Below are 23,758 nucleotides of genomic sequence, written 5' to 3' on the forward strand. Positions count from 1 at the left end.
GATGTGAGGGCGGCTTGCCCGATCTGAGATAATTCAAAATGCAGAAAGAAAACCCTCAGATGAAAGACAAGCCGCCGCCGTGAATACTACCACAAGCCTTGACCGTGACCAGATCCTCAACCTGTGCGAACTGATCCACACATCCCGTTCCGGAAACCTTCCCCCGGCAGGGTCCCGTGTCCTGGGCTTGTTCCGCTGTATCCAGGTCACTGTGTTGATATTGCGGCACAATCTCACCCAGGAGTTGCTGGCCGACATCCACACAGTCTCCCAAGCCACCATCTCACGAGTGGTGGCGGTCTACACTCCCCTGATCGCCGAAGCCCTCCAGAACTGGGTGCCCAGTGTGGGGGACCTCGACCCGGACCGTCAGTACATCATCGACGGTACTCTGGTGTCCTGCTGGTCGTGGCACGACCGTCCCGAGCTGTACTCAGGCAAGCACCACACGACGGGGGTGAACCTGCAAGTGGCCTGCACCCTGGCCGGACAGCTCGCCTGGATCTCCCCGCCCCTGCCGGGTAGTGTGCATGATGCAAAGGCCATCAAGGAATCCGGCTTCCTCGCAGCCCTCGACAGTCAAAGTCATATTGGAGACAAAGGCTACATCGGATTGGGGATGATCACCCCCGCGAAGAAACCCGCCCATGGTGAACGGCGGTGTCAAGTGGTGGAAGCAACGAGTAGTTTCTGGAAAGCTTCTCGTGGGGTGAGGTAGCCGAGGGTGGCTCGGGGGCGTTCGTTCAGTTCTTCGGCGATGGCTGTGAGATAGGGCTGGTGTTGGGGGATGGGAGTGCCTTTGGGTAGGTAGTCACGGATGAGTCGGTTGGTGTTCTCATTGCTGCCGCGTTCCCAGGGAGAGTGGGGATGGGCGAAGTACACCGGCATCTGGGTGGCCATGGTGAACGCGGCGTGCCGGGCCATCTCAGAGCCCTGATCCCAGGTCAGGGTGCCCTTCATCAATTCGGGCAGCCCAGTGATGTGGTCGATCAGGGCGTCACACACCCCGTCTGCGTTCTTGCCCTTCGGCAGGGCGAGGATCGTGACGAACCGGGTGGTTCGTTCGACGAGGGTGATCGCGGCTGTTCTGCCGTAGGCGCCGATGATCAAGTCTCCTTCCCAATGACCGGGAACCTTCCGTCCTGTAACCTCCTGAGGCCGCTGATCGATACTGACCATTCCCACAATCGGGGATTTCCGCTCACCCAAACGACGCCGGGACTGACGGCTAGTGCGTTTCGACCCGAGCATGACACCGTGCTCCCGCAGCGTCTTCTTCGGCATCGCATAAATCCAGGTGTAGATCGCTTCATGAGACACGCTCGCTCCTTGGGCCGTGGGGGAACCCTGACACGGTTCAAGCCTGTCACCCCCAGCCTCAGCACGTAATCTTCCCGCGATCTGACGTGGTGTACGAGACCTCCGAAGATCAGCAATCACCCGCTGCTTCAACACCAGATCAGCATCAATCTTGCGGGGCTTGGGCCGGGCACGCCGCCGCTGCGCAGCTACATCAGCAGCCACACACTTGTACCCCGTCTCACCCTGATTCCGGGCCACTTCCCGCGAAACCACCGACACATCCCTACCAATCCGCCGAGCAATCTCACGTAACCCACACCCCTCCGCCAAGCCCCTCGCGATCCCAGCCCGATCCGTCACCGTCAACAACCGCCGCACCAACAACCCCTCCTTAACAAGCACTGTTGCTACGACCCTATGACACCACCAACTCACCGACAGCGACAAAAGAAACAACACGACCATCAACCGCGTCCGCTACCTCATCGAACGTGTCATCGCGAACGTCAAAACCTGGCGTGTTCTACACACCGATTACCGCCGCCCCTACAACGGCGGTGTCAAGTGGTGGAAGCAACGAGTAGTTTCTGGAAGACTTCTCGTGGGGTGAGGTAGCCGAGGGTGGCTCGGGGGCGTTCGTTCAGTTCTTCGGCGATGGCTGTGAGATAGGGCTGGTGTTGGGGGATGGGAGTGCCTTTGGGTAGGTAGTCACGGATGAGTCGGTTGGTGTTCTCATTGCTGCCGCGTTCCCAGGGAGAGTGGGGATGGGCGAAGTACACCGGCATCTGGGTGGCCATGGTGAACGCGGCGTGCCGGGCCATCTCAGAGCCCTGATCCCAGGTCAGGGTGCCCTTCATCAATTCGGGCAGCCCAGTGATGTGGTCGATCAGGGCGTCACACACCCCGTCTGCGTTCTTGCCCTTCGGCAGGGCGAGGATCGTGACGAACCGGGTGGTTCGTTCGACGAGGGTGATCGCGGCTGTTCTGCCGTAGGCGCCGATGATCAAGTCTCCTTCCCAATGACCGGGAACCTTCCGTCCTGTAACCTCCTGAGGCCGCTGATCGATACTGACCATTCCCACAATCGGGGATTTCCGCTCACCCAAACGACGCCGGGACTGACGGCTAGTGCGTTTCGACCCGAGCATGACACCGTGCTCCCGCAGCGTCTTCTTCGGCATCGCATAAATCCAGGTGTAGATCGCTTCATGAGACACGCTCGCTCCTTGGGCCGTGGGGGAACCCTGACACGGTTCAAGCCTGTCACCCCCAGCCTCAGCACGTAATCTTCCCGCGATCTGACGTGGTGTACGAGACCTCCGAAGATCAGCAATCACCCGCTGCTTCAACACCAGATCAGCATCAATCTTGCGGGGCTTGGGCCGGGCACGCCGCCGCTGCGCAGCTACATCAGCAGCCACACACTTGTACCCCGTCTCACCCTGATTCCGGGCCACTTCCCGCGAAACCACCGACACATCCCTACCAATCCGCCGAGCAATCTCACGTAACCCACACCCCTCCGCCAAGCCCCTCGCGATCCCAGCCCGATCCGTCACCGTCAACAACCGCCGCACCAACAACCCCTCCTTAACAAGCACTGTTGCTACGACCCTATGACACCACCAACACCTTCGAAACCACAATACAAGCCGTCACAGGACTCATCTTCGCCTACAGTCTATGAATAAGCCTCCAGGTCATCAGAGTCAACTGGAACTTCCACGGTCTTGCAGCCCCAGCAGCGCGACCGCATTCGCTGCGACTGCGACGATCACGATCACCACCCCGAAGGCCGCCCCCGATTCCTCGCCGCTCAGCCCCACGAGCGGACTCGCCAGCCCGCCGGCGGCGAACTGGATGAAACCCAGCAGAGCTGACCCTGTCCCTGCCCGGTGGCCGGTGCGTTCCAGAGCCAGGGCCGGCAGATTCCCGAAACACAGGCCCAGGCAGGCCACATGCGCCAAGGCGAGTGCGATCACCGCGACCAGGAGCGGCGTGGACCGGGTCGGTGAGCCCAGCCAGGCCAGGCAGACCCCGGCGAACACCAGGTCAACCACCAGCTGGGCCGTCAAACCGATGCGGACCTGCCTGGCAGGCGGGACCCGCCGCACCAGGGAGCCTGCGATCCCAACGGACACCGTCACCGTCAGCCCACAGGCGCCGAACACCAGGGTGTAGGGCCCTGTCGCCATGCCCAGGACGTTCTTCAGGATGAATGGCGCCGCTGACAGGAAACACATCAGCAGGGCGAAGACGAGGGCATTGACACTCACCAGGCGCACGAAGATCCCATCGCGCATCAGCTCTCGGGTACCCCGTGCCAGCTCCTTCAGCCCGCCGGAGGAACGGTCTTGCGATGGGAGAGACTCGGGCACCCAGGCAAGCACCATCAGCAGCATCACCAGGGTGAACCCCGCGACCACCGCCATGATCCCGCGCCAGCCGATGAAATCCATCAGCACCCCGCCCAGGATCGGCGCCACGACGGGGGCGACGCCCTGGATCGCCATCACGACGCTAAGCGCCTGGGTGGCGGTGGCACCCCGGGCGCGGTCGGAGATGACGGCGCGTCCCAGCACCATGCCCGCCGCGCCGCCTAGGCCCTGGAGGAACCGGGCGGCCAGCAACGTCACTAGCCCAGGGGCCACCACCGTGCCAATGCCAGCTGCCAAAGCCAGCAGCGTTCCCCACACCAGCAGCGGACGCCGGCCAAAACGATCTGAGAGCATCCCGATCAGCAGCTGCCCAGCGGCGATGCCGACCAGGAACGTCGTCATGGTCAGCTGGATGCCCGATGCGCTCGCCTTCAGGTCGGTGGCCATCTGCGCGAAGGCGGGAAGGTACGTGTCGGTGGCCAGCGGGCCCACAGCAGCCAAGGCTGCCAAGGCCACCAGCAATGTGACGGGGAAAACAGAACGCAGGGAAGTCTCACCTGCGGAATCACTCATGGCCGCCAGCTTAGAGGCCCAGGCTGGTTGCGGTGTCCTGGCCATCTTGGGTCAGCGACTGGACCTCTGCGCCGGGTCGGGGTATCGCCAGTCGGCGAGGGCGGCTGCGATCCTAGCCCGGTTCAGACCGGTGCTGGCTATCGCCATCACCAGGTCGAAGGCCTCGTCGTCAGGGGCGTCGAGAGTGATGTTGTTCAGTCCGAGGAACACCACAGTTGCCAGCCAGCCCAGGCGTTTATTGCCGTCGACCAGGCCGTGATTCTGGATGCTGGCCTCCAGCAGGACGGCTGCCTTCTCGGTCAGGCTGGGGTATGCCTCGTGACCCCACACTACGGTCTGTGGACGATGAACCGCAGACTCCAGCAGCCCCACATCACGAACTGGGCCGACACCCAGGTCGTCAGCCAGGGCTAGGAGATCCTCAAGGGTGAGGTAGCTGGTCACCGTCCGAGACGATCCAGCAAGGAGGCATAGCGTGAGCGGGCTTGGGCTGACAACCTGTCGACAGCCTGCTCATGCCCTTGCCGGGCGGCGGCCTCGCGGATTGCCCGGATGGTGGCCTCCTGACGGCTGACCCCCTGAGAGTCGGCGAGGTCGGCCAGGATCTGCTCATCAGCGGGGGTGAGCCGGAGAGTCATTGCCATGAAGGTGATGATACCAAGATGGTATCGCTCACGACTCTTGGCAGCGTCATCGTGGAGCGTCCTGGGAGCCTGCGCGTGAGTGTGTGAGCTTGGCAGTGGTTAATACCGATTTCGTGGCCGGCTGCTGGATTCATCAGGTGATCACAGCATGGGCGAATGAGCCGGTCTCTGGGGCGAGCTCACGAGTGTTTCGTATAGCTCGCCCCAGAGACTTTCACGACGACGCCGATCGCAGGTGGGCGTTCAGGACTTGGTGGTCAGTTTGGCATCGCCTGCGCTCATGCGAATGTCGACCTGGCTTTTGGTGCCCTGCGAGTCGGTGGTCAGCTGGTTGTCGAAGTGACCTGCACTGACATTTGAGTTCACGCTGTAGTTGCCGGCGGGGAGGGCTAGTTCGAGACTGCCGGCGGACGAGTCGATCTTCAGCTTCTCGGGCACTTGGCTGAGGCTGCCTTTGATATTGCCGGCGGACATGTGCAGGTCGGCCTGTTTGGTGCCGTCCAGATTCATGGTGAGGTTGCCGGCAGAGAGCCGGGCCGTGATGCTGCTGGCTGTACCGCTGAGTGTCGCGTCCCCTGCGCTCATGTCCATGTTGAGGGCGCCGAAGCGGGCATCGGCGTTCAGGTTTCCCGCGCTCAGCTTGAGGTCAGCGTCTAGGTTCTGCTGGCAGGCGGCCTCGGGAATGGAGAGCGTCACCTTCTCGTTCTCCTGGGAGAACAGTCCGAACAGGTTGATCTGGACAGGCCAGAATGGTGAATTGCGACTGACCTTGACGGTGTCGCCGTCGCGTTCCAGATTCCATTTCTCGGACACCTTTTGCTGGGTCAGCGTGAAGTCGCTGGTCCCGCTGCAATTGATGGTGACATCCCCGACGGGAGCGTCCAGTTTCACGTGGGTGATGCCCTCGCTGGACAGGTGCTCGGGGTCGTAGTCACGCACCTGTGAGGATCTGATGGCGCTCATGATCGCCGATAACACCAATCCCAGAATAACGATTCCTCCGAGCACGGTGAGCAATCGACTGAGCGGGGACCGGCGGTCGGTCCTGTGTGATGCGGTCATGGCTTGTTCCTTTCGTCGGCGACGTGCGCCAGGGCGGCTAGCACGCGGCGGTTGCTGTTCTCGTCGACATGGAGGTCGAGTTTGTGGAAGATGGCCGAGACGTGTTTCTCGATGCTGGCTGCGGAGAGGTACAGCATCTCGGCGATGGCCTGGTTGGAGCGCCCCTCGGCTATCAGGGCCAGCACCTGGCGTTCACGCTCACTCAGGGCGGCCAGGCGGCTGTCGTGGGAGCGCCTGGTGAGGAGCTGCGCCACCACCTCCGGGTCGAGCACCACGCCGCCGGAGGCGATGCGTTCGAGCGCGTCCAGGAATTCGACGACGTCGGTCACCCGGTCCTTGAGGAGGTAGCCGAGCGCGCCGCCGTTGGAGGCGATGAGCTCACCGGCGTAGCGTTCCTCGACGTACTGGGACAGCACGAGCACGGGCAGCTCGGGATACTGTTCGCGGACCTGGAGCGCGGCGCGGATCCCCTCGTCGGTGAACGTCGGCGGCAGCCGGACGTCGAGGATGCAGAAGTCCGGCGCATCCACGACCAGGGTGGCATGAAGGTCGGTGGCGTCGGGCAGGGCCGCGACCACCTCGTGGCCGACCTCGGTGAGTAGCCTGATGAGTCCCTCCCGCAGCAGGACGGAGTCCTCGCAGATCAGGATGCGCATGGGATGCTCACCTCCAGGGTGGTGGGGCCGCCTGCCGGGCTTGCCAGGCGGAGTGTGCCGCCGGCGGCGCGTACCCGCTGGGTGATTCCGTCGAGCCCGCCGCCGGGCTGCACCTCGGCGCCTCCCACGCCGTTGTCCTCCACGCGGACCCACAGCCTTGCCTCCGGTGTGCCGGCGTCGTGGAGCCGTCCCAGCACCTGGCATTCGCTGGCGTGGGAGTGCTTGGCGGCGTTGGTGAGGGCCTCGGCGATGATGAAATAGGCGGCAGCCTCCACCTCGCGGTAGCGGGAGTTATCGATGAGAGCGCGGTCAGCTAGTCGCATATCCAGCTGCACTGGCACATGACTGCGAGCGGCCAGCGCCGAGAGCGCGGCGTCGAGCCCGCGATCAGCCAGCACCGAGGCGTGAATGCCGCGGGCGAGCTGCCTGAGCTCGGTGATGGCTGCCTTCGTTGATGTGTGGGCCTCGGTGACGAGTTCGCGGGCGCTCGCCGGATCGGTCTCGATCTTGTGCTGGGCCAGGCCGAGCGTCATTCCGATGGAGACCAGCCGGGGCTGGACGCCGTCGTGGAGGTCGCGTTCGAGGCGGGTGCGCTCCAGGCTGGCGGCCCGGACGGCGCCTTCGCGCTGCTGACTGCTGGCCTCGGCCGCCGCGGTCAGCTCCTTCCGGCTGGGGCGGCCCACCAGGTTCACCGCGATCACGGTATGGGCGTATGCCGCCAGTGGGGTGAGGAGTAGCGCGGCGACCCCTCCCAGGATGAACAGCACGCCAACTCCCAGGCCCGCCTGATCAAATTCCATGGCGCCCTGCATGATCAGTGTGATGCAGGCCGGGATGCTGACCACCACGAGAAGGCCAAAGACAGAAGCCAGCATGAATGAGCTGAACGGGCGCCAGAACTGCGGCGAGATGACCTGCCGCAGCAGCCACCGCAGTGTTGCCCAGACTCCCTTGCCGGACCGAGGCGCCAGCCGCATCTTCATCCGGGGCAGGCCGTAGAGAGTCTGCACCCGAACAGTCTCGAAATAGGCTGCGCCGATCGCGATACAGGCCAGCAGCGCGAAAAACACAAGCCCGAGCCCGAAGACAGGCAGGGTCACGATGCTGACGACGAGCAACACCGTGACCAGCGCCATGGTGATGTTGCCGACCACACCCATCAGGGCGAGGTGGCTGACCGTGAACAGTAGAGTCCCGGCGCCCCGTCTGGTCGGCCTGGGTGCCGGGGAAGAATCCGTCATGCCCTATACGCTAGTGGGAGACTCAGAGCGGTCCCAGGGGGCTACCCAGAACCTTGATTCGGGTTATCCATAAACCCCGCAGCACCTGGATGTGGCTTGCCTCATCGTGGCCTCTCCGGGCGTTGGCGTGGACTCTCACGGGCTTTCCGCAACAACGCCTGGCAGGTCGCCGAAGCGTGCTGCTGCGTCGTGACTCACGACGAGCCGTCCGGTGTGGGCGGCGATGATAGGTCGTGCGCACTGCGGAGTCTTCCGGCAGCCTGGCAATATCGAGGGTATGGATGCAACTGCTCTTCTCATGGACGCTGCGCACCGGCCCGTCGAGACGGCCCGAGCTGTGCTCGATGGGATCTCCGACGAGGCCCTCCACGCCATGCCCGGTGGGCACGGGAACTCGATTGCCTGGCTGATCTGGCACGCGGCCCGGCAGTGGGACTACCAGCTGGCCGAGCTTGCGGGTGAAGACCAGGTCTGGGTCACAGGGGAGTGGGGCGGCAGACTCGGCATCGACCGGGGCGCGAAGGAGATCGGCTTCGGCGACTCCCCGGACGACGTCGCCCGGCTTCGGGTGAAGGCCCCGGCGGCACTGCTCGACTACCTGACCGCCGTCACCGAGGCCTTCACCCGGTACGCTGGGAGCCTGTCAGCCGCCAGCCTCGATGACGTCGTCGACACCCGCTGGGATCCGCCGGTGACCCGTGGAGTCCGGCTCATCAGTGTCATCGACGATGCCGTCACCCACCTGGGTCAGGCTGCCTACGCCCGGGGCCTGGTCGAGAACTGGCGCATCGGGTACTGAACCGGGACGCACGCCGGTGGCTCAGTTCGCGCTCAGTTGCCTGCGCTTCAGGAAGGCGCGCGCGGAGTCGACCAGCAGGACGAAACCTGCACCCAGCTGGATGCAGTCCTTGATCACCAGCCGTCCGCGGCCGTTCAGGTAGGGGAAACCGAGGTCGGCGTCAGCGATGCCGTCCTTGGGGGCCGCAACCCACACCTCCGGGGTGGTGACCAGGAAGGACAGGGTCACGATGGTGAAGCCGATCACCCCGATGGCCCCCAGCATCCCCAGGGTCGGGTGCAGGTAGTGCGCCAGGATCAGCACACCGATCAGGCAGATGGTGACGCCGATGAAGATCCCCACCGTATAGGTGCCGTTAGCCTCATGCCAGGAGCGGTTGGCCTCGATGAGCGCGCCCTCGGCGTTCATGTGGGATTTGTAGTTCCCAGGGTCGCCGATCATCCATCTCATGAACGGCGAGTTCGCAATGAACGGCACGATCCCGTCAGCCTCGTACTTGAACCACTTCAGACCGCCGATCCACAGGAAAACGACGGCCACACCGAGGCGGAGCATCAGCAGGGCGAATCGGTCGAGCCTGGTTATCGCCTCGGCCAGCCGGGTGAGGACAGAGCTGGAAGCCGGCTTGGCGCTGGACTGGTTGTCGGACATTCGGGCGCCTTTCATAGAGAAGCCAATGGGTAAGGGTAACCTGTGGGCCACGAGATGGGCGGTTCCGACTTTCCCGCTGGCATCGGGCTGCGACACCGGTGTGCCGTGCAACGGCTCAGTTGATGGGGTCCCTGGCCACCCGGTGCTGGTTCCGGCGGGACAGGCCTGATGAAACAATGAAGCGGTGCTTCTGACTCTCACCTCGACGGCTCACGACGCCGATGACCTCGGCTACCTGCTGCACAAACACCCTGACCGGGTGCAGCAGCGCGACCTGCCGGGTGGCGTCGCCACTGTGTTCTACCCCGAATCGGGGCCCGGGCGCTGCACAGTCGCGCTGCTGGTCGAGGTCGACCCCGTGGCCCTGGTGCGTGGCACCCACAAGGACTCCTTCGCCCTCGGCCAGTACGTCAACGACCGGCCTTATGCTGCGGCGTCATTGCTGGCGGTCGCACTCGGACGACTGTTCGGAACTGCAATGAATGGGCGTTGCGACGCTTGTCCCGACCTGGTCGGGGTGCCGCTGCCTCTCAGCGTCCGGATTTCCGCGCTGCGGACCTCACCCGAGCTGGCGCGACGCCTGTTCGCACCCCTGGGATGGCAGGTCGAGACTGAGGAGGTCCCCCTGGCTGAAGGGTTCGACTGGGGGACAGCCCCGCACATCGGCCTAACCCTGACCGGTGAGCAGCGCCTGGCCGATGCGCTGAGCCATCTCTACGTCCTGCTGCCCGCCCTGGATGGCGTCAAGCACTACTGGGTCAGCCGTGACGAGGTGGACAAACTGCTGCGCCGTGGCGAGCGCTGGCTGGCCGCCCACCCCGAACGCGACCTGATCACCCGCCGCTACCTCGTGGCCCGGGACCTGAGCGAGGATGCTCTCGCCCGTCTCGACGCCCTGGATGATGCTGCTCCCGGGGCGGCAGCACCGGAGGAGATTGTCCCGGCTGATGACGCTCGCCCGCTGCGGCTGGACCGCCGCGACGCGGTGTTGACCGTGCTGCGTGAGGTGGGCGCGCACCGCGTCGTCGATCTCGGCTGCGGCGAAGGTTTCTACCTGCGGGCGCTGCTCGACGACCCCGCGTTCACCGAGATCCTGGGCGTCGACGTGTCCGCGCGCGAGCTGGAACGTGCGGAGCAGCGCCTGGCTCGGCTACCCGACCGGCAGCGGGAACGGATCCGGCTCCGCCAGTCATCGGCCACCTACCGCGACGACGAGCTGACGGGCTTTGACGCCATGCTGCTGGTCGAGGTGATCGAGCACCTCGACCCAGACCGGCTGGGTGCCCTGGAGGTCAACGTCTTCGGGCATGCAAGGTCGCGTCACGTCGTTGTGACAACACCCAACGCCGAGTACAACGCGCGCTACGAGATCCCCGAGGGGCAGTTCCGCCATCCGGACCACCGGTTCGAGTTCACGCGCGGCCAGTTCCGGCAGTGGGCTGAGCGCGTCGCCGGGGAATACGGCTACCGGGTGGAGACCCGGCCGGCCGGGCCATCCGACCCGGAGCTCGGCTCACCCACCCAGCTGGCGCTGCTCACCCTGGAGGTCCCGCATGACTGAACCCATCAAACTGCCGGTTCCGGAGCTATCGCTGGTGGTGCTCGTCGGCGTCTCCGGGTCGGGGAAGTCCACCTTCGCCGACCGCGTCTTCGAGCCTTTCGAGGTGGTCAGCTCCGACTTCTGCCGCGGCCTGGTCTCCGGCGACGAGAACGACCAGTCGGCCTCAGCGGACGCCTTCGACGTGCTGAACCACATCGTCGGCAAGCGTCTGGACCGCGGCCTGCTGACCGTCGTCGACGCCACCAACGTGACACGCGAGGCCCGCGCCGAGCTGGTGAGACTGGCCCGCGACCACGATGTGCTGCCCGTGGCGATCGTCCTCGACATCGACGCCAAGGAAGCCATCGCCCGGAACCGCGCCCGGCCCGGCCGCGGCTTCGGCAACGGTCCGATCCAGCGACAGGCCCAGGCCCTGCGCCGCTCGCTGCGCGGCCTCGGACGGGAGGGCTTCCGCAAGGTGCACCGTCTGGGCAGCCCCGCCGACGTGGATGCCGCGGTCATCGTCCGCGAGCGCCTCCTCAACGACCGCCGCGACCTTCACGGTCCCTTCGACATCATCGGCGACGTTCATGGCTGCCTCGACGAGCTGGTGGAGCTTCTTGGTGAACTCGGCTACACCATCACCCGCGATGACCAGGGCCGCCCCGTTGACGCGGCCCACCCGGAGGGACGCACCGCGTTCTTCGTCGGTGACCTCATCGACCGTGGCCCCTCATCGTTGGGTGTGTTGCGGCTGGCGATGGGCATGGCCGCGGCAGGTCACGCCATCGCGGTGCCCGGCAATCACGAGGCCAAGCTGATCCGCGCCCTCGACGGCAAGAACGTCCAGGTGGGACATGGCTTGGAGACCACGCTCGCGGAGCTGGATGCGGAGACTCCCGAGTTCCGCAGGCAGGTGCGCGACTGGTGCTATGACCTGGTCGCCCACCTCGTGCTGGATGACGGACGACTCGTCGTTGCCCACGCTGGCCTGAAGGAGGCCTACCACGGGCGGGCGTCGGGCCGGGTGCGGTCCTTCGCGTTGTACGGCGACACCACCGGAGAGAGCGACGAGTACGGCCTGCCGGTGCGCTATCCGTGGGCCGAGGACTACCGTGGCCGGGCGATGGTGGTCTACGGACACACCCCCACACCGACCCTCGACTGGGTCAACAACACGCTGTGCCTGGACACAGGATGCGTGTTCGGCGGGAGGCTGTCGGCGCTGCGCTACCCGGAACGGGAGACCGTCCAGGTGCCTGCGCGACGGGTCTACTACGAACCCGCTAGGCCCCTCGTCGCCCCAGGACGTCCCAGCGACGAGCTGCGCATCAGCGACGTCACCGGGCGCAGGACCGTCGAGACCTCGGAGCTGGGGCGGCTGACCATCCCGGCGGAGAGCGCGGCGGGTGCTCTGGAGGTGATGAGCCGGTTCGCGCTGCACCCGGGCCTCCTGCCGTACCTGCCGCCGACCATGTCGCCGGTGGCCACGTCGTCGCGTCCTGACTACCTCGAACATCCCGACGAGGCCTTCTCGCAGTACGCCGACTGGGGCGTCGGGGAGGTGATCTGCGAGGAGAAACACATGGGGTCGCGGGCCGTGGTGTATCTGCGGGGCGACGGTGCCGTCTACACCCGCACCGGGCGGGCCTTCTTCGGTGCGGAGCTGTCCCGCGAGTTCCTGGGCCGGGTGCGGCGCGCTGCCGAGACGACGGGGCTATTCGACGAGCTGGGCAGCGACTGGCTGCTGCTGGACGCGGAACTCCTTCCGTGGTCGTTGAAAGCCGGAGAGCTGCTGCGCAGCCAGTACGCACCCGTTAGCGCGGCGGGCCGGCTGGCGCTGCCCCCGACGGTCGAGGTGCTGGGCCAGGCGGCCGCGCGAGGCCTCGACGTCGCCAAGCTGCTGGAGCGCAGCCGCACCCGGCTGCAGAACATCGACGCCTACGACCAGGCCTGGCGGCGCTACGCCTGGCCAACGTCCGGACTCGACGGAGTGCAGCTCGCCCCCTTCCAGGTGCTGGCCGCGGAGGGGACATCGTTCGCCGGCCGGGATCACCTGTGGCATCTGGGCGTCGCTGACCGGCTCGTCGAGGCCGATCCCGGACTGTTCCGCACGACGCGGCGGCTGGTGGTTGACACCGCCGGCGAAGCCAGCCGCACCGAGGGCGTGCGCTGGTGGGAGGAACTGACGGCCGGCGGCGGCGAAGGCATGGTGGTCAAGCCCCTCGCCAACCTGACCCGCACCGGCCGCGGCTCCCTGGCCCAGCCCGGGTTGAAGGTGCGGGGCCGCGAGTACCTGCGCATCATCTACGGCCCCGACTACACATCGCCCGAGAACCTGACCCGGCTGCGGAATCGCAACCTGGGGCGCAAACGTTCCCTGGCGCTACGGGAATACGCGCTGGGACTGGAATCGGTCTCCCGGCTGGTCGCAGGTGAGCCGCTGTGGCGCATCCATGAGGCCGTCTTCGCAGTCCTGGCCCTGGAGTCTGAACCCGTCGATCCGAGGCTGTAGCTGCCGCAGGTAAAGACCAGCAGAATTGTCGGTGCCGATAATCCGGCCCGATGATGTGTCTGACCTGAGACGTTCCAAAATTGTGGCCATTAGCGACATTGACGACTACCACTGCCAGGAGGAGCCATGACTAGGACCAACTACGCCGTCGCCCCGGGGGAGTATCTGGAAGAGTGGATCCTTGAGCAGGGCCTGTCCCAGCAGCAGGTCGCCGGCCTCCTGGGATGCAGCCGTAAGCAGGTCAACGAGATCGTGAATGGACACGCCCCCCATCACAGGCGGCACTGCTTCCCGGCTGGAGAGCGTGGTCGGCATCCCCGCCGACTCGTGGCTTCGCTATGAGACCGCATATCGGACAGACCTGGAGCGCATCGCTGGCTAGGAGGACCTTTCGGCACATATCGATCGCATCGATCCGAACGCTCTGGTCTATTCCACAAGCTCGGAGCGACGATAGCGACGCGATAATCTTTGGTTCATTGAGTCGGCTGGTGGGTCTGGGCCCCCGGAAGTCACACTGATCGATCTGGGTTCGTGATTCCGGTCTTTCTCTTGTCGCTCTGACTACGCGAGTTGTATGGTTCTAGGCGCTGTTTGAAGTTTCAGCATTTTCGCAACACCAGCCCGCAAGGAGGCGGAATGTTCGACGAGACCACCAGCGCCGTCCTCGCGCGGCAGGAGATCGAGGTCCCATCCTGGGCCTATGGGAACTCCGGGACACGTTTCCGTGTCTTCGGGTCTCCCGGCGCGCCCCGCACTATCCACGAGAAACTGGCCGACGCCGCCCAGGTGCACCGTTTCACCGGACTGGCGCCCATCGTCGCCCTGCACTACCCGTGGGACAAGGTCAGCGACTGGCCGGGATTGGTGCAGGAGGCCCACGACCTGGGAGTCCGGATCGGCACGATCAATTCCAACACCTTCCAGGACGAGACCTACAAACTGGGCAGCCTCGCCCACCACGACCCCGCCGTCCGGTCCAAGGCCGTTGAGCATCACCTGGAATGCATCGAGGTGATGAACCAGACCGGCTCCAGCGACCTGAAGATCTGGCTCGCTGACGGCACCAACTACCCCGGCCAGGGTGACCTGCGCCGCCGCCAGGACTGGCTGGCCGAGTCCCTGGCGCAGATCTACGCCGCGCTCAGCCCACAGCAGCGGCTCGTCCTGGAGTATAAGTTCTTCGAGCCGGCGTTCTACCACACCGACGTGCCCGACTGGGGCACCTCCTACGCGCAGGTCGCAGCGCTGGGGGAGCGCGCCTTCGTCTGCCTCGACACCGGGCACCACGCCCCAGGGACCAACATCGAGTTCATCGTCGCGCAGCTGCTGCGCCTCGGACGGCTCGGCTCCTTCGACTTCAACTCCCGGTTCTACGCCGACGACGACCTCATCGTCGGTGCAGCCGACCCCTTCCAGCTGTTCCGGATCCTCTACGAGGTACGGCGCGGCGGCGGTTTCGAGCCGGACTCACCTGTGGCATTCATGCTGGACCAGTGCCACAACATCGAGGACAAGATCCCCGGGCAGATCCGGTCGGTGCTGAACGTCCAGGAGATGACGGCCCGCGCCCTGCTGGTGGATCTCGACGCGCTGCAGCAGGCGCAGCAGGCAGGCGATGTGCTGGGCGCGAACGCCATCTTCATGGACGCGTTCTACACCGACGTCCGCCCGGCCCTGGCGGCCTGGCGCGAGGAACGTGGCCTGCCCGCCGACCCAGCGCAGGCCTTCCTGGACAGCGGCTACCTGGCCCGTATCGCTGGAGAGCGGGTCGGCGGCGTGCAGTCCAGCTGGGGTGCGTGACGTGGACTGCGTGGTCGCGGTCGACCTGGGAGCCACCAGCGGCCGTGTGATCCTGGCTACCTTCGACGGAAAACTGGAGCTACGCGAGATCCATCGGTTCAGCACCGCTGCACAGTCCACCGAGATGGGGCTCCGGCTGGATGCGATGACGCTGTTTGGCCGGATCCAGGCGGGCATCGCCCATGCCATAGCGGCCGCACCCGGCCCCGTCAGGGCTGTCGGCGTCGACTCCTGGGCGGTGGACTACGGACTCCTGGCGGGTGATGAGCTGCTGGACCAGCCCTACAACTATCGCGACCCCCGCTGCGAGGACGGCCGCCGAGCCGTTCTTGAGAAGATCTCCCCGGCCGAACTATACGCTCGTACTGGAATCCAGGACCAGCCCTTCAACACCGTCAACCAGCTGGTCCACGACCTTGCCTCGGGCCGGCTCGGCGAGGCGAGCCGGTTCCTGTTGCTGCCCGACCTGATCGGCTACTGGCTGACTGGACAGCAGGTCGCTGAGCGCACCAACGCCTCCACCACCGCCCTCCTGAGTCCCGTAACTGGCGACTGGGATTGGGAGCTGATCGACTGGCTGGGGCTGCCCCGCCGGATCTTCCCCGAGGTGATCGAACCGGGGACGGTGGTCGGTCCCATCCGGTCGGGCGCAGCCGTCGGTATTCCGCTGGTGGCTGTCGGCTCCCATGACACCGCGTCGGCTGTGGCCGGTGCCCCCCTGCGAGGCCCCGACGATGTCTATCTATCGTCGGGGACCTGGTCACTGCTGGGCATGGAACTGCCGGCCCCGATCCTGACCGAGACCTCCCGCCAGGCGAATTTCACCAACGAGGCCGGCCTGGACGGCAGCGTCCGCTACCTGAAGAACATCACGGGGCTGTGGCTGCTGTCTGAGTCCATCCGCACCTGGGGGAGACAGGGGCACGACCACGCCATTCCGGAACTCATCGCTGCCGCCCGTGGGGTGCAGGACGCGCCGGTCTTCGACGCCATGGACCCGGGCCTCGTCGCACCCGGCGACATGCCGGCCCGGCTGAAGGCACTCACCGGCGATCCCCGGCTAGACGATCCCGCGGTGCTGACCCGTTCGGTCCTGGAATCCCTGGCTGTGGCATACGATCGTACTGTCCGTGAGCTGGCGTCGCTCACGGACAGAAATCCTGCCCAGATCGTGATCGTCGGCGGCGGCTCCGCCAATACGCTCCTATGCCGGCTTGCCGCAGATCACACCGGCCTGCCCATACTCGCCGGACCCAAAGAGGCCACCGCCATCGGCAACGCCCTGGTCCAGGCACGCGCCGTCGGCCTGATCACCGGGTCCTTGAGTGATGCGAGGCAAACCGTCATGGAATCCTGCGAGATCACCGAGTACCAGCCCGCGCCCACACCCCCTGCTGGGCTGTTGGAGGCCATCTGCGACCTGTCCAACGAGTTCGGGGCCGATCCCAGATTCACCCGCGCAGGTGGCGGGAACTCGTCAGCCACGTCGGATGGGGTGTTGTGGATCAAACCGAGCGGGGTCTCGATGGCGACGCTCACCCCTAAGGATCTGGTGCCGTTGCGTATCGACGTACTGACAGCGGCCCTCGATGAGCCCGACCCAGCCCCGGAGCTGGGTGACCCCGTCCAGCACCTGGCGCAGCTGGCCCGCCTCGACGAAGGGTCACGCCGGCCAAGCGTCGAGATCCTGTTCCACGCACTCATCGACGACCCCTATGTGCTGCACACCCACCCGCTCCTGATCAATGCGGTCACCTGCAACGAGGATGGAGAGACGCTAACCCGGGAACTGTTCGGTGACGAGGTGCTATGGGTGCCCTACGTTGATCCGGGGCTGCCGCTGGCCCGCGAGATCGCGTCACGGCGCCGGGAGTATGTGGAACGTACCGGCCGGTCTGCCCCGAAGGTCATATTTCTGATGAATCACGGGCTGATCGTGGCGGGAGCCTCGCCCGAGGCGATCCGCGCGACCAGCTACCGGGTCGTGGGACGGATCCAGCAGGCCCTGGATGAGGCGGCGACTGGGCTGTCCGCCATGGCCGAGGTCTTCCGGAACGCCGTGGAGGCTGCGGTGGTGGTTTTCGAGGACAGCAGGGTGGCGGTGGAGTTTCCCCTCACCCGGGAGGGGGCGCGGTTCCTGGAGCAGGGCCCGCTGATCCCGGACCAGATCGTCTACGCCGGGGCGTTCCCGGTGGTGATCGACCAGGAGAGCGATATCGCTGAGGAGGTCGCGAGATACCGGGACCGGCATGGCGCCGATCCGAAGGTCGCGGTCTTCCCAGGATGTGGGGTCGCCGCGGTGGGCGGGAACCAGGAGCAGGCCTGCACCGCCCTGGCGGTCTACATCGATGCCCTCATCGTGGCGCAGGCGGCCTCGAAGCTGGGCCGGGTCCGGGCCCTCGACGAGCGGGAACGGCGGTTCATCGAGACCTGGGAGGCCGAGGCCTACCGGCAGAAGATGCTCCACAGCTGACCAAGCTCGGGGTGCTCGGGCAGGTGAATGATCACGAGTTAGCCGCGGGAATCGATGAGGTCCCGGACCTGCGCCAGGACGTCGTCGAGCATCTGCTCGGTCAGGCGGCCGGTGAAGGTGTTCTGCTGGCTGACGTGGTAGCAGCCGACCAGGGTCACCGCGCGCCCTGATGCTTCCAGGCTGGCTGTGGCACCGTGGCCGAACCGGGGTTTGGGACGCGGCACCCTCCAGCCGAGGCGGCGGGCTGCCGCCAGGGCTGCGTCCCAGCCGATTCCCCCGAGCGCCATGATCGCTCGGATATCCGGCGACAGCTCCAGCTCACGGTCCAGCCAGGGAGAACAGGTGGTCTTCTCCACGGTGGCTGGCTTGTTCTGGGGTGGGGCGCAGTGCACGGCGGCGGTGATCCTCAGATTTGCCAGGTGCAGCCCATCCCCTGCGGCGGCGCTGGCAGGCTGGCTGGCGAACCCGGTCCGGTGGAGTGCGGCGAACAGCCAGTCCCCGGAACGGTCACCGGTGAAGACGCGCCCGGTGCGGTTACCGCCATTCGCGGCTGGGGCGAGTCCGACGATCAGGGCCCTCGCCTGGGGGTCGCCGAATGACGGTACCGGCCGGCCCCAATACGGTTCATGCCTGAATGAGGCCCGGCGGTTCGTCGTCGCTACCGACTCGCGCCAGTCCACCAGCCGTGGGCAGGCCCGGCACACCGAGACGGCGGCATCCAGCCCGGTGAGATCTGTTGCTGCCACCGCTAGCCGGGTGACATCTTCTGCGGTTTGGGCGACGGGGGTTGCCGCGGTAGCCGGGTCCCCAGGCCAGCCGCTCCCCGGCGGAACAGGCGACGCAAAAGCATCGCCTGTTAGCGGGTGTGGATCGGTCGGCACCACCCCAGGGTAACGAGGTGCCGGCAAGCCGTGTGCCCGGTCAGGTGATCGACACGATCTCGACCATTTCCTCAAGCCCGGTGAAATCTGCGGCATTTCTTGTAATGAGTGGGAGCTTCTCTGCGATTGCCACGGAGGTGATCAGCAGATCAGCGAAACGACGTCTCGGCTGTCTCCCCATCGCCAGAACCGCTGAGTAGACACGGCCGTAAGCGCGGGCGGCCTCGGTGGTGAAAGGAATTGGGTCGAAGACGGCTTCTGCACGTTGAAGCCTGTCCTGGCGGCGTGCGCGTTCGCCCGGGTCATTGCAAGCTGCTGGCCCGGCGGCGAGTTCGGCCATTGTAATCACTGATACCGCCACCTGTTCGGGAAGTAGTTCTGCGGGAATGTGCTCCAGATCGATCACCACTGATGTGTCGAGCAAACCCGCAGCGAGCCGCTGCCTAGGCACGAGGCACGCAGGTCTGGTCGATCGCCTCGTCCAGGTCGGCCTGGAACTTCTCATGGTCCAGAGGAGGTGCGTTTCTGAAGACTTCAGTCACGGCGTGAGCATCCACGAGCCTTTGACGGCGCATAGGACGAAGTTCTCCGACAGGCTGGCTGTGCCGGGTCACGATGAAGCTCTGCCCCTCGTCCAAGGCACGCATGATCCGGCCGCTGTCATTGCGAAGTTCTCGTTGGCTAATGACCTCACTCATGAGCCAATTGTAGCACATTGTGCTACAACATGTCCGGGATCCTCAATGACGTTATTCTCTCGCGATATCTTGAAGCGAGATGGCTGGCAGGCTAGTCGTAGGGTAGAGCTGTGATGCCATATTTAAGTGGTATCGGGAAAGATCTTGAAAGGATTTTGAGGTGCCCAGAGAACGCCTGTCTGCCTTTGTTGATGCTGTTATCGCGATCGTGATGACGATTCTGGTATTAGAATTGAAAAAGCCCTCCGAAGTCACCTGGGAGGCGTTGTGGGAGCTGCGTTCTCATTTTTTCGCCTATGCGGTGTCTTTCCTCTGGCTGGGGGCAATGTGGATTAATAATCATAGCGAATGGTATAACGTCAAACGGGTGAGCCAGAAAACAGTCTGGTTGACTGTTCTCATGTTGTTCTCAGCTTCTTTCTTCCCTTGCTTCACAGATCTGGAAGGTTATTCAGGAGCCATCTCTTCGCGGCATCTCCCCTTGTCAACCGCAGGTTGGTGGAAGCTTGACCGCTTTGCTGAATAAACTTCCTGGTGTCAACGAATTTCTTCAACTCCACGGCGCAGATTCTTTATGGTGGAGTTGTGCTATTGATCACCCTGATGAATTTCCTCATGTATGCCTCACTTCGTGAAGACAATCAGGATGTGAAGTCCTTCTCCAGTAGAATGTCGCGGCGTAACCGGTGGATGATGCTTGATATCGTGATCAAGTTGGTTGGGTTAACCCTGACCATTGTCGTCTTTCCGCCCGCGATGCTACTTTCGGTGCTTGTGACGCTGCTTTTGATAGTTGTCCCGCAGCAGTTCAGGGCATGACTGCTGTTGTGTGAGGTTTGAGCACTGCTGGTTATATGGTGGCGACTAGTTTTGGGGGTATGAGTGAGATGAGGATTACCAAGCTGCATCATGCGTCGCTGCTGGTGGAGACCGTCCAGGCCCGGGTGCTCATCGACCCGGGGAGCCTTGGGCCCCGGCCTGATCTTGACGGGCTTGACGCCATCCTGGTCACCCACGACCACTACGACCATGCGGAACCGCAGGTCCTGGCTGAGGCCGCTCACCGTGGGATAGCCATCTGGGCGCCGTCAGATGCGATCGTTCGCCTGGAGGTCCAGGGGGAGAGCGTGCACGAGGCGCAGGCCGGTGATGCCTTCACGATCGGCGACCTTGACGTCCTGGTCGCAGGTGACCGGCATGCGGAGGTGCATCCCGATGTTCTAGGACCGCTGAACCGGGCCTATCTGCTGGGTGGACGGCTCTTCATCACCGGCGACGAGCACGCGATCCCGCCGGGGCCTGTGGAAGTCCTGGCTACTCCGGTGGACGCTCCTTGGCTGCGTGCCACTGACCTGATCCGCTACGTCCGGCAGGTACAGCCCCGGCGGGTGCTCGGTGTACACGACGGCCTGATCAATCCAGAGGTGCTCAACCCCGATGGTCTCACGGTCGTCGACGCTGTCCTGCAGTCCCTACTGCGTGAGGGCGCCGAGACGGTCGACCGGTTGCCGGTCGGCGACAGCATGACGTTGTGACCACGCCACCCCTCAGTCTTTGGGGATTCCGCCGCCGTCGCGGATCCGCATTGCTGCTGCCACCCGGTTGTCGACTTCCAGTTTCAGGAAGATCCGGGTGATGTTGGCTTTCACCGTCGCCAGACTCATGTAGAGCTCGTGGGCTATGTCCTGGTTCGACTTGCCCTCCGCGAGCAGGCGGGCGACGTCGCGTTCCCGGGTGGTCAGGGAGTCCAGGTTCTGCTTGGCGGCCGTATCCACCCGCTCCTGAGCGGTGGCGGCCGCGATGACCTGCCCCGCGACCTGTGGCGACAGCACCGGCTCCCCTGCGGCGGCGCGGCGGATGGCGTCCAGCATCTCGGCGGGAGAGGTGTCCTTGAGGAGGAAACCACGTGCCCCGGCCTTCAGAGCACGCAACACGTAGTCATCGGTGTTGAAGGTGGTGAGCATGATGATCGCTGGTGGATTGGGCTGGGACAGCAGCCGTCCCGCTCGCTAGCCGACCAGCGGCCGCCGATCAGCTCCATCCGCTCCGCCAATCCAACCAGTCCCAGCCGGGAGCCCGGGCCACGGGGCGTGCCAGTGAGGGGATTGGTGACCCGGATGAGCAGTCCCTCGCCGCGCGATCCCGTCACTCGCACCTCGACGGGGGCGCCGGGCGCATGCTTGCGGGCGTTGGTCAGGCTCTCCTGCACGATGTGGAAGCCGTGGCGGCCGACCTGGCTGGGCACCTCGGCCAGATCCGCCTGGACGTCGAGGCCGATGTGTTGTCCGGCCTGCCGCGCCTCCGCGACCAGTATCGGCACCTGCTCGATTCCCGGCTGGGGTGGGGCTGGGGCGGAACCGGAGTCCCGCAGGGTGCCGAGCACCAGGCGCAGTTCGTTGAGAGAGCGTTTTGCGTTGTCGTTGATGAGCTGGGCGGCCTCGCGGATCTCGGTGGGGGTCATGTTGTCGCGGTAGGCGAGCGCCCCGGAGGCCATCGCTACCAGTGAGATGCGGTGGGCCACCACGTCATGCATCTCGCGGGCGATGCGCTCGCGTTCGGCCAGCCGCACCTGCTCCAGGCGGGCCTCGTCAGCCCGCCGGGCGGCCTCCTCCCGTGCCGCCTCCGCGGCCAGGGTCTTCTGCCGCTGCTGGATTCCATGGCCGACGGCGGTTGCGGTGACGATGCCCAGCGCCAGGAACGTGGCCTGCACGATGACCGGCTGATTCCAGTTCCCCCTGAAGCCCTCCACCGCGCAAGCCAGCATCGCTGCCGTCCCGGAGAGCAGGGCCTGCGGCAGAGGACGCCACCTGGCGAGATAGGCCGTCAGGATCACCAGGGCCGGGTTCAGCTCAGGCCCCATGGTCCGCAGCACCACCGCGGCCACCAGCAGTTTTGCCAGGTGGCGGCTCTGGCGTCCTGCGATCAAGGCCAGGGACAAGACGTCGCAGGCCGGCGGTAGGAGCATGGCGGCATCCCAGCCCCGCCGCAGCGTAGACCACAGCAGCGGAGAGACGTAGTAGAGCTGCATCAGTCCGGTGAGCGGCCACACGGTGAGCGACCGCCCTCGTCGGAAGGGGGCACCGGAGGGATGGTGATTCACCCGTCCAGCAAAGCATGAATGACGCTGCTGAATGGCTGTCGCCGGTCCTTTACTGACCTTCGGCTACCTCAGATCCAGTCCATGGTCGAGGCAGCTCCAGCCCCTGGCAGCTGGAGGCGGCCTAGCCGGCTTGGGTGGGCTGGAGTCATGATCACGATCACAGAACTGACCAAGCGGTACGGCAGGGGGACACGCCAGGTCGTTGCCGTCGACCGCATCTCATTCGATGTCGCTCCGGGCACCGTCACCGGTTTTCTCGGGCCGAACGGGGCCGGGAAGTCCACCACCCTGCGGATCCTGTGTGGACTGGCGGACGCCACCAGCGGCTCGGCGCTCATCGGCGGCGTCTCATACCGCCAGCTCCCCAACCCTGGTCACACCGTCGGCGCGCTACTCGACGCCTCCGCCACCCATCCTGGCCGCACCGGGACCGAGACACTGCGCCTGGCCGCGATGTCCATGGGGGCCGACCGTGACCGGGTCACCGAGCTGCTCGACCTGGTCGGCCTGACCCGGCCCGAGGTCAGCCGTCGTGTCGGCACCTACTCGCTGGGCATGCGACAGCGGCTCGGCATCGCGCTGGCGCTGCTCGGTGACCCGGAGGTCCTAGTGCTCGACGAGCCCGCCAACGGACTCGACCCGCAGGGCATCGTGTGGCTGCGTCACCTGGTGGCCGCTATCGCCCTGACACTGGCCTTCGCCGCCGGTGGAGCCATGACCCGCGTCCAGGGGTTTTCCGGCGTCGCCGCCCTGGCTGTCGCACCCGCCGGGACTCTGCTGACGGTGGTGGCGATCCTGGCCACCACCAGCGAATACGCCAACCGCAGCGTGATGGGTACCTACCTCCTGGAACCTCATCGCGGACGTGTGCTGGCGGCCCGGGCGCTGGCGCTGGTCGTCGTCACGCTCGTTTCCTATGGGCTCATCTACCTGGCCGCGGTGCCGGTGAACTTCATCGCGGCCGCGTTCAAGAACACCACTCCCGACTGGTCGGTGGACGGTGTGCTGCTGACCGGTGTCGTGCTCGTCGCAGTGCTCTACGTGCTGGAGGCCTACGCCATGGGCCTGCTGTTGCTCAATGGTCCCACTGCCATCGTCATGATCCTGGTGCAGCCCATGGTCTTCAACATGATCCGCACCGCGCTGCCCCAGCATGCCGGGGCGCTGGCCTGGGTCGATCCGACTACCCCGTCGGCGATGCTCCGGCAGGGCAGCTACACTCCGGTGGAATGGGCGACGACCGGCACGGGGGTCGCGATCTGGCTGGTCGTCCCCGCCATCGCAGGGGTGTTGCGGGTGCTGCGTAAGGAGGTCAGTTAATGAGGGTCACTCGTGTAGGGATTCCCACGGGTGGGGCGGCGGATTCGTTGGAACCCTGACCGGTGGCGGCACCGTCGGTGACGGATAGCTGCCGACGCTTTACTGCAGGTGTGGAAAGGCTC

26 protein-coding genes are annotated in these 23,758 nt (G+C 65.3%); 11 read left to right on the top strand and 15 right to left on the bottom strand.

Features of this window, described 5'->3' with window-relative positions:
* Positions 1–79 precede the first annotated feature (79 nt).
* Complete coding sequence (locus SK1NUM_RS03430; protein ID WP_223927773.1) at positions 80–718, top strand: transposase family protein; 639 nt, start codon at positions 80–82, stop codon at positions 716–718.
* Here the strand turns inward: SK1NUM_RS03430 and SK1NUM_RS03435 are convergent.
* The 8 genes from SK1NUM_RS03435 to SK1NUM_RS03470 form a co-directional block, all read right to left on the bottom strand.
* Positions 664–1,671, bottom strand: coding sequence for an IS30 family transposase (locus SK1NUM_RS03435; RefSeq protein WP_455550326.1), 1,008 nt, complete (start codon positions 1,669–1,671; stop codon positions 664–666). The genes SK1NUM_RS03430 and SK1NUM_RS03435 overlap by 55 nt on opposite strands.
* Positions 1,672–1,862: 191 nt before the next feature.
* Positions 1,863–2,903 (bottom strand): IS30 family transposase, encoded by a 1,041-nt coding sequence (locus SK1NUM_RS03440; protein ID WP_317988074.1) that lies wholly within the window; start codon positions 2,901–2,903, stop codon positions 1,863–1,865.
* A gap of 108 nt (positions 2,904–3,011) precedes the next feature.
* On the bottom strand, positions 3,012–4,253 hold the full coding sequence (locus SK1NUM_RS03445; protein ID WP_212325383.1) for a multidrug effflux MFS transporter: 1,242 nt from the start codon (positions 4,251–4,253) through the stop codon (positions 3,012–3,014).
* Between the two features lie 51 nt (positions 4,254–4,304).
* On the bottom strand, positions 4,305–4,697 hold the full coding sequence (locus SK1NUM_RS03450; RefSeq protein WP_212325385.1) for a type II toxin-antitoxin system death-on-curing family toxin: 393 nt from the start codon (positions 4,695–4,697) through the stop codon (positions 4,305–4,307).
* On the bottom strand, positions 4,694–4,897 hold the full coding sequence (locus SK1NUM_RS03455) for a CopG family transcriptional regulator (RefSeq protein ID WP_212325386.1): 204 nt from the start codon (positions 4,895–4,897) through the stop codon (positions 4,694–4,696). Before SK1NUM_RS03455 ends, SK1NUM_RS03450 begins: the two co-directional genes overlap by 4 nt.
* Positions 4,898–5,140: 243 nt before the next feature.
* Positions 5,141–5,860, bottom strand: coding sequence for a DUF4097 family beta strand repeat-containing protein (locus SK1NUM_RS03460; RefSeq protein ID WP_212325388.1), 720 nt, complete (start codon positions 5,858–5,860; stop codon positions 5,141–5,143).
* Between the two features lie 95 nt (positions 5,861–5,955).
* Positions 5,956–6,615 carry a response regulator gene (locus SK1NUM_RS03465; protein WP_212325395.1) on the bottom strand — a complete coding sequence of 220 codons (660 nt, stop codon included), beginning with the start codon at positions 6,613–6,615 and terminating at the stop codon, positions 5,956–5,958.
* On the bottom strand, positions 6,603–7,856 hold the full coding sequence (locus SK1NUM_RS03470) for a sensor histidine kinase (RefSeq protein ID WP_212325397.1): 1,254 nt from the start codon (positions 7,854–7,856) through the stop codon (positions 6,603–6,605). The genes SK1NUM_RS03465 and SK1NUM_RS03470 overlap by 13 nt, the downstream gene beginning before the upstream one ends.
* Before the next feature lie 277 nt (positions 7,857–8,133).
* Here SK1NUM_RS03470 and SK1NUM_RS03475 point away from each other — a divergent pair, with 277 nt between their 5' ends.
* Entirely contained in the window at positions 8,134–8,655 is a 522-nt protein-coding gene (locus SK1NUM_RS03475; protein ID WP_212325399.1) for a mycothiol transferase, read from the top strand.
* Between the two features lie 21 nt (positions 8,656–8,676).
* Here SK1NUM_RS03475 and SK1NUM_RS03480 read toward each other — a convergent pair whose 3' ends face one another.
* On the bottom strand, positions 8,677–9,306 hold the full coding sequence (locus SK1NUM_RS03480) for a DUF417 family protein (protein WP_212325401.1): 630 nt from the start codon (positions 9,304–9,306) through the stop codon (positions 8,677–8,679).
* A gap of 184 nt (positions 9,307–9,490) precedes the next feature.
* On the opposite strand from SK1NUM_RS03480, the gene SK1NUM_RS03485 reads away from it, so the two are divergent.
* Positions 9,491–10,867 carry a 3' terminal RNA ribose 2'-O-methyltransferase Hen1 gene (locus tag SK1NUM_RS03485; protein ID WP_212325409.1) on the top strand — a complete coding sequence of 459 codons (1,377 nt, stop codon included), beginning with the start codon at positions 9,491–9,493 and terminating at the stop codon, positions 10,865–10,867.
* A complete protein-coding gene (locus tag SK1NUM_RS03490) occupies positions 10,860–13,361 on the top strand; it encodes a polynucleotide kinase-phosphatase (RefSeq protein ID WP_212325412.1) in 2,502 nt (833 codons plus the stop codon). Before SK1NUM_RS03485 ends, SK1NUM_RS03490 begins: the two co-directional genes overlap by 8 nt.
* 105 nt (positions 13,362–13,466) lie before the next feature.
* Here SK1NUM_RS03490 and SK1NUM_RS03495 read toward each other — a convergent pair whose 3' ends face one another.
* Positions 13,467–13,625: a hypothetical protein gene (locus SK1NUM_RS03495; protein ID WP_223928036.1), complete on the bottom strand. Its 159-nt coding sequence runs from the start codon at positions 13,623–13,625 to the stop codon at positions 13,467–13,469.
* On the opposite strand from SK1NUM_RS03495, the gene SK1NUM_RS15405 reads away from it, so the two are divergent.
* The 3 genes from SK1NUM_RS15405 to SK1NUM_RS03510 all read left to right on the top strand — a co-directional run bounded on the left by SK1NUM_RS15405 (position 13,554) and on the right by SK1NUM_RS03510 (position 17,637).
* A complete protein-coding gene (locus tag SK1NUM_RS15405; protein ID WP_223927930.1) occupies positions 13,554–13,703 on the top strand; it encodes a helix-turn-helix domain-containing protein in 150 nt (49 codons plus the stop codon). The genes SK1NUM_RS03495 and SK1NUM_RS15405 overlap by 72 nt on opposite strands.
* Before the next feature lie 297 nt (positions 13,704–14,000).
* Positions 14,001–15,164 (top strand): L-rhamnose isomerase, encoded by a 1,164-nt coding sequence (rhaI, locus tag SK1NUM_RS03505; RefSeq protein WP_212325417.1) that lies wholly within the window; start codon positions 14,001–14,003, stop codon positions 15,162–15,164.
* A complete protein-coding gene (locus tag SK1NUM_RS03510; protein ID WP_212325421.1) occupies positions 15,157–17,637 on the top strand; it encodes an FGGY-family carbohydrate kinase in 2,481 nt (826 codons plus the stop codon). The genes rhaI and SK1NUM_RS03510 overlap by 8 nt, the downstream gene beginning before the upstream one ends.
* A gap of 38 nt (positions 17,638–17,675) precedes the next feature.
* Here the strand turns inward: SK1NUM_RS03510 and SK1NUM_RS03515 are convergent, their stop codons facing one another.
* Genes SK1NUM_RS03515 through SK1NUM_RS03525 form a run of 3 tightly spaced genes read right to left on the bottom strand, consistent with a single transcriptional unit; the run spans position 17,676 to position 19,216 of the window.
* Positions 17,676–18,518, bottom strand: coding sequence for a uracil-DNA glycosylase (locus tag SK1NUM_RS03515; RefSeq protein ID WP_280526536.1), 843 nt, complete (start codon positions 18,516–18,518; stop codon positions 17,676–17,678).
* Positions 18,519–18,558: 40 nt separating this feature from the next.
* Positions 18,559–18,969, bottom strand: a complete 411-nt coding sequence (locus tag SK1NUM_RS03520) for a type II toxin-antitoxin system VapC family toxin (RefSeq protein WP_223927778.1) — start codon at positions 18,967–18,969, stop codon at positions 18,559–18,561.
* On the bottom strand, positions 18,962–19,216 hold the full coding sequence (locus tag SK1NUM_RS03525; RefSeq protein ID WP_212325427.1) for a type II toxin-antitoxin system Phd/YefM family antitoxin: 255 nt from the start codon (positions 19,214–19,216) through the stop codon (positions 18,962–18,964). Before SK1NUM_RS03525 ends, SK1NUM_RS03520 begins: the two co-directional genes overlap by 8 nt.
* Before the next feature lie 160 nt (positions 19,217–19,376).
* On the opposite strand from SK1NUM_RS03525, the gene SK1NUM_RS03530 reads away from it, so the two are divergent.
* The 3 genes from SK1NUM_RS03530 to SK1NUM_RS03540 are packed head-to-tail and all read left to right on the top strand — an operon-like array spanning position 19,377 to position 20,751.
* The gene (locus SK1NUM_RS03530) at positions 19,377–19,742 is read left to right on the top strand and encodes a TMEM175 family protein (protein ID WP_212325429.1); all 366 of its coding nucleotides are present in this window, start codon (positions 19,377–19,379) and stop codon (positions 19,740–19,742) included.
* Positions 19,743–19,750: 8 nt separating this feature from the next.
* Positions 19,751–20,035: a hypothetical protein gene (locus SK1NUM_RS03535; RefSeq protein ID WP_212325431.1), complete on the top strand. Its 285-nt coding sequence runs from the start codon at positions 19,751–19,753 to the stop codon at positions 20,033–20,035.
* A gap of 59 nt (positions 20,036–20,094) precedes the next feature.
* Complete coding sequence (locus SK1NUM_RS03540) at positions 20,095–20,751, top strand: MBL fold metallo-hydrolase (protein ID WP_212325433.1); 657 nt, start codon at positions 20,095–20,097, stop codon at positions 20,749–20,751.
* A gap of 12 nt (positions 20,752–20,763) precedes the next feature.
* On the opposite strand, the gene SK1NUM_RS03545 is transcribed toward SK1NUM_RS03540, so the two are convergent.
* Positions 20,764–21,180 carry a LuxR C-terminal-related transcriptional regulator gene (locus SK1NUM_RS03545; protein ID WP_212327460.1) on the bottom strand — a complete coding sequence of 139 codons (417 nt, stop codon included), beginning with the start codon at positions 21,178–21,180 and terminating at the stop codon, positions 20,764–20,766.
* The gene (locus tag SK1NUM_RS03550; protein ID WP_212325435.1) at positions 21,135–22,316 is read right to left on the bottom strand and encodes a sensor histidine kinase; all 1,182 of its coding nucleotides are present in this window, start codon (positions 22,314–22,316) and stop codon (positions 21,135–21,137) included. The genes SK1NUM_RS03545 and SK1NUM_RS03550 overlap by 46 nt, the downstream gene beginning before the upstream one ends.
* Before the next feature lie 147 nt (positions 22,317–22,463).
* Between SK1NUM_RS03550 and SK1NUM_RS15295 the strand changes: the two genes are divergently transcribed.
* Positions 22,464–23,636 (top strand): ABC transporter ATP-binding protein, encoded by a 1,173-nt coding sequence (locus SK1NUM_RS15295; RefSeq protein WP_212325437.1) that lies wholly within the window; start codon positions 22,464–22,466, stop codon positions 23,634–23,636.
* Positions 23,637–23,758: the final 122 nt, after the last annotated feature.

This window comes from Arachnia rubra, from assembly GCF_019973735.1.
Lineage (GTDB): Bacteria > Actinomycetota > Actinomycetes > Propionibacteriales > Propionibacteriaceae > Arachnia > Arachnia rubra.